Raw genomic sequence first — 4,613 nt, 5'->3', positions numbered from 1 at the left:
GAGGATGGTGGCCTCGTCGCCTTCCGGCGCCTGGATACGATCGAGCCCGGCAAAGGCTTCCTCGTCGAGCACGCGCTCGATGGCACGCAGGCGGTCGGGCCGCTCGGGATGTCCGGGCGGCGTGAGATGCTCGAGGAAGATCGGATGCGTGTAGAGACGGGTGGTCATCGTCCTAATCTAGTGACCCGGATCGACAAAGGCCATGCACGGGCGGCCGATGACTGGGGAAAATCGCGCCTGCGTCCATTCGTGTCGCCGCAGGCATTGGCCTCGCCGGCGCTTCGGCGTAAAGTCCTTGGCACTGCCTGGTGCCCGCCGCAAGCGGGAGAATCGGGAACACGGTTGAATTCCGTGGCGTGCCCAACGCTGTGAGGGGGACCGCGCCGGTAAATGCCACTGTCGATGACGGGAAGGCACCGGACGCGGGTTGATCCCAAGCCAGAAGACCGGCCTGGCAGGCATCGTCATCCGCATGGTCGGGCGGGTGGCATCAGAGCGACGTGCGTCCATTTGGACGCACAAAGTACGCTCTGACCGTTTTGAATCTGCAATCGCAAGGGGACAAGCGATGCCGGAACATATGACCGCTGCCATTGACGATGGATTCGACCAGAATGCGCGCGATGCGGTCTATCGCGCCATGTTCACGCGGCGCGACGTGCGCAGCCATTTCCTGCCCACCGCGATCGATGACGACGTGCTGGCGCGGCTGCTGCTTGCCGCCCATCACGCGCCATCGGTCGGCTTCATGCAGCCATGGAATTTCATTGTCATTCGCGATGCCGGACGACGAGCGGAGGTGCGCGACCTGTTCCTGGCCGCGCGCGAGCAGGAACTGCCGGCGATCGAGGCGGAAAAACAGGCGCTGTACCGCAAGCTCAAGCTGGAAGGCATCTGCGAGAGCGCGCTCAACATCTGCATCACTTGCGACCGGCAGCGCTCGAAGGGTTCGCCGCTGGGACGCTGGCACAATCCGGAGATGGATCTCTACAGCACCGTCTGCGCGGTGCAGAATTTCTGGCTGGCCGCGCGTGCCGAGGGCGTTGGCGTCGGCTGGGTGAGCATCATCGAGGCTGAGGCGCTGAAGCGGCTGTTGGCCATTCCGGATCACGTAACGCCAATCGCCTATCTCTGCGTCGGCCGTGTTTCCGAGTTCGCTTCCAAACCGGACCTTGAAACGCATGGTTGGGGACGGCGGCTGCCGCTGCCGGAACTGATCATGAGCGAGACGTTTTCCGGGCAAGGCGAGACACAGCTCAAGTCCACCGTGGCGCGCCTCAACACCGTTTCTGCCTCACCAGACACCACCTGCCCGGCCGATCAGGGTGTGGCGCCGGCCGTACCCCAGCGCGAACCGCCGAAGGAGGCGAGCGCCTTGTCCTTGAGCTCCCTGAACTTCGACGACGCCTCGGCCAACCGGGCGTCCCAGGCCGGATCCGGCACCTGGCCCGCGATGGTCTTGAAATAGACCTGCATCAGGCAAGCGATGGCGAAAGGCTCGATGAAGGCCGCCTTGAATGCCCAGGCGAAGACGATGGCGAGCACGAAGGCCCAGCCGGCGAGCTGGCCGGGCATCAGGAACAGAATGGCGCCGGCAGGCGCCAGCATCATCAGAAAGATGACGAACGACACGCCCCACATGATGACCGCCAGCCAGACGGCGTTCTTGACCATGACCTTGCCGTTCTGGGCATAGAGCACGACGCCTTGGCGCGCCGTCTCGAAGGGTGAGGCTGAATTGATGCGGATGTTGTAACCGAGGATGATCTCGTCGACATAGGTCAGCGACAGGCGGATCACCGTGTTGATGAAGGAGACCAGGCCGCTCAGGCCCGGTATCGGCAGGAAGGCGGCGATACCGCCGAGCAGGCCGGTGATGGCGCGGATGGCACCCTTGACGAGCTGGTCGACGACGAAAAGGATATTGGCCTCGGCAAAACGCTGGGTGACGACATCCCTGGCGTAGGCGATCTGGTCCTGACCGCCGGGAATGTCGCGGCCGTCGATCAGATGAACCATGACGGCGATGTGGCCGGCCTTGACGATATAGAGGATGTATTCGCGGATCCAGTAGACCGCGATCGAGACGATGCCAAACCCGACCACGCCGCCCCACAGGGCAAAGGACATGGGCCCGTCGGGATCGGTGGAGATATGGCCGACGCCATAGCCGACCGAGGCACCGGTGCCGGTCGCCATGATGTAGGCCAGCGTGATGCCGAAATAGACGATCATACGAAAGACGATGAACGGCCAGGTCCGCATCATGATGGACACCGACCGGCCGATCTCGAAATCCCACATGTGCCCCTCCGCCTCAGAGATGGTGGAAGAGGATGAACTCAACCCGGCGATTGTCAATTGCCGGCCCTGGCACCACAGGGCGACGAATTCTGGGCAACGGTTTTCTTTCGCAGCCTTTCGCCGGCGCATTGTCTGACGGAGCATCAAACGAAAAACCCGCCTGTGCGGCGGGTCACCGGCGCAAATCAGCACCATGGACGAATATGTACCTTAGCTGAGGGCAGGTGTCAAGAAAAAATTCCTATCGGGAACAGCTGCCGGCACGAAAAGCTCCGGTGGGAACTTCAATTCGACTGCGGATCCGGCTTCTTGAGCAGGCCTTCGAGCAGTTGCTTGAACGCCGTCACCACCTTCTTGGACGTCGCTTCGGGGTCGTCCGAATTGGCGATCCGTTGCGCTGCCTGGCTGCTCGCTCCGTTGATCAGTCGCGAGGCCGTCTCGGGGTCGAGGCTCGAGACAACGACCCCCTCCTCCTGCAGCGCGGTCAGATGGTCGGTCATTGACACGATGCACGCACTGGCATTCGGCCATTGCGCTGGATCCCCCAGCACGGCCGGGCCATCCCGGAACATGATGCGCTGGATTTCCGGCTCCAGCGCCATCTCGATATAGGTCGAGCACTCGTCGACGAAATGCTGCCAGCGGGTCGGCGCTCTCGACGCGACCTCATTGATGCGCGCCGCCATTTCGCCGTCGATCTGGGCTATGACCGCCTGCAGCAGCCCCTTCTTGTCGCCGAAATGATGATAGAGCGCGCCGCGCGTCAGCCCGGCCGAAGCGGTGAAATCATCCATCGAGGCTTCCGCATAGCCTGTTGTGCCGAAGGCATGGCGGGCCGCCGCGATCAGCTTTGCGCGCGTCTCGGCGATCATCTCCTTGCGGGGTCTGTGCATGGCTTCTGGCCCTATTCACATACGTAACGTATGCCAATTGACATACGCGGCGTATGCTCTATTTAACAATCATACGCTTCGTATGTAATTGCCGAATCGTCCTTTGTCGAGGAACCACCCATGCAAAATCCCTATGCGGAAATCTTTCGTGCCCCCGGAACCAAGGGCTTTGCGGCCGCCGGATTCATGGCGCGCCTGCCGATCGCCATGGCGCCCATCGGCATCGTGGCGATGCTGTCGCAGACGCGTGGCGAATACTGGCTGGCCGGAGCCGTCTCGGCAACATACGCGCTGGCCAACGCTTTCGTTGCGCCGCAGATATCCAGACTGGTGGACCGCCTGGGCCAGACACGGATCGTCGTGCCCACCACCATCATCGCGGTGCTGGCTTTCGCCGTCCTGATAGCGGCGGCCAACCAGGACTGGCCGGTGTGGACGCTGTTCGTGTCGGCCTTACTGGCCGCGGCCATGCCAAGCATGCCGGCGATGGTGCGGGCGCGCTGGACAGAGATTTTCCGCGGACGGCCGCAGATGAACACCGCATTCGCCTTCGAGTCCGCGGCCGATGAACTGGTCTATATCGCCGGGGCATCGCTATCGGTCGGTCTCAGTGCTGCCCTGTTCCCGGAAGCCGGCGTTCTGGTGAGCACATTATTTCTCGCATTCGGATCAGCGGCCTTCATCCTGCAACGCTCGACGGAGCCGCAAGTGCGGCCGGTGGACCATGGCTCAAGCGGCTCGGCGATCCGCCTGCGGCCGGTTCAGATCATCACCTTCGCCCTGATCTTCATCGGCGCGACCTTCGCGACGACGGAAGTCAGCACCGTGGCGATCACCAAGGAGCTTGGCCAGCCCGGCGCCGCCAGCCTTGTCATCGGCGTTTATGCGCTGGGATCGTTCGTGCTCGGCATCATCGTCGGCGCGCTCAGCCTGAAGGCGCCGCTGCAACGCCAGTTGGCCATCGCAGTCGCCCTCGTCGCGCTCGGCACGCTGTTGCCGCTCACCGCCGACACCGTGCCACTGCTGGCGCTGACCGTGTTCATCAGCGGCGTGGCGATCTCGCCGACCTTCATCACCGCCTTCGGCCTGATCGAGCGGCATGTGCCGGAGGCGATGCTGACCGAAGGCATTACCTGGGTCATGACCGGCATCGGCATCGGCATGGCGCTCGGCTCGTTCGCGGCCGGCGCGGTGGTCGATGCGTTCGGTGCCCAGAACGGGTTCTGGGTCTCTGTGGCTTCAGGCACGATCGCGCTGGCCACGGTGCTGCTTGGCCAGCGCAGCCTTGCCACGGCTGAGTGCGAGACGGACGGATGCGAAGCAGCCGCGATTGCTGCGGAATAGTTCCGGCGCGCCCGGGCCTTAGGCCGGGCGCGCCGCTCTAGGCAGCCGGGCCTGAAATATTGACTCTTCTTG

Annotated in this window: 3 protein-coding genes, 2 pseudogenes and 1 riboswitch; of the genes and pseudogenes, 2 read left to right on the top strand and 3 right to left on the bottom strand. The window is 63.3% G+C overall.

Going from position 1 to position 4,613, the window contains the following annotated elements:
• A pseudogene (locus EN879_RS40165) lies at positions 1-168 on the bottom strand (histone deacetylase family protein); the annotation flags it as partial.
• 121 nt (positions 169-289) lie between these two features.
• Positions 290-470, top strand: a riboswitch (cobalamin riboswitch).
• A 2-nt stretch (positions 471-472) separates the two neighbouring features.
• On the opposite strand from EN879_RS40165, the pseudogene bluB reads away from it, so the two are divergent.
• Positions 473-1,198, top strand: a pseudogene (gene bluB / locus EN879_RS40160) (5,6-dimethylbenzimidazole synthase); the annotation flags it as partial.
• Positions 1,199-1,320: 122 nt separating this feature from the next.
• Here the strand turns inward: bluB and EN879_RS25110 are convergent.
• On the bottom strand, positions 1,321-2,304 hold the full coding sequence (locus EN879_RS25110) for a hypothetical protein (RefSeq protein WP_063167669.1): 984 nt from the start codon (positions 2,302-2,304) through the stop codon (positions 1,321-1,323).
• A gap of 284 nt (positions 2,305-2,588) precedes the next feature.
• Entirely contained in the window at positions 2,589-3,197 is a 609-nt protein-coding gene (locus EN879_RS25105; RefSeq protein WP_013532796.1) for a TetR/AcrR family transcriptional regulator, read from the bottom strand.
• Positions 3,198-3,317: 120 nt separating this feature from the next.
• Between EN879_RS25105 and EN879_RS25100 the strand changes: the two genes are divergently transcribed.
• Positions 3,318-4,541: an MFS transporter gene (locus tag EN879_RS25100; RefSeq protein ID WP_063167668.1), complete on the top strand. Its 1,224-nt coding sequence runs from the start codon at positions 3,318-3,320 to the stop codon at positions 4,539-4,541.
• Positions 4,542-4,613: the final 72 nt, after the last annotated feature.

It is taken from the genome of Mesorhizobium sp. M7A.F.Ca.AU.002.02.1.1, from assembly GCF_003998535.1.
Taxonomy (GTDB): domain Bacteria; phylum Pseudomonadota; class Alphaproteobacteria; order Rhizobiales; family Rhizobiaceae; genus Mesorhizobium; species Mesorhizobium ciceri.
This window is presented reverse-complemented; position numbering and strand designations above follow the sequence as displayed.

Coding starts and splice junctions, on each gene's coding strand:
- EN879_RS25100 (WP_063167668.1), top strand. CDS start 3,318: ATGCAAAATCCCTATGCGGAAATCTTTCGTGCCCCCGGAACCAAGGGC.
- EN879_RS25105 (WP_013532796.1), bottom strand. CDS start 3,197: ATGCACAGACCCCGCAAGGAGATGATCGCCGAGACGCGCGCAAAGCTG.
- EN879_RS25110 (WP_063167669.1), bottom strand. CDS start 2,304: ATGTGGGATTTCGAGATCGGCCGGTCGGTGTCCATCATGATGCGGACC.